We start from the raw sequence: 299 nt of genomic DNA on the forward strand, positions 1-299 counted from the left end.
CATCCAGGCCGGGCAGCGTGGCCACGTTCTCCTCGACCTGCGCCTCGGGCAGCGTGAAGAACTCGCCGCCGTAGATGTGGTTGAAGCTGGAGGCCATGTCGCGCGCCATCTCGATGTGCTGGACCTGTCTCTTATACACATCTCCGAGCCCACGAGACGCTGACGTTGATCTCGTATGCCGTCGTCTGCTTGAAAAGGGGGGGGGGGGGGGGGGGGGGGGGGGGGGGGGGGGGGGGGGGGGGGGGGGGGGGGGGGGGGGGGGGGGGGGGGGGGGGGGGGGGGGGGGGGGGGGGGGGGGG

The 299-nt window shown here is 74.2% G+C and carries 1 pseudogene; it reads right to left on the minus strand.

The features are described from left to right. Positions 1 to 139 (minus strand): annotated as a pseudogene (locus JHD82_RS29685) (tryptophan--tRNA ligase); the annotation flags it as partial. Positions 140 to 299 lie beyond the last annotated feature (160 nt).

It is taken from the genome of Delftia sp. ASV31, from assembly GCF_016428765.1.
GTDB lineage: Bacteria > Pseudomonadota > Gammaproteobacteria > Burkholderiales > Burkholderiaceae_C > Comamonas > Comamonas acidovorans.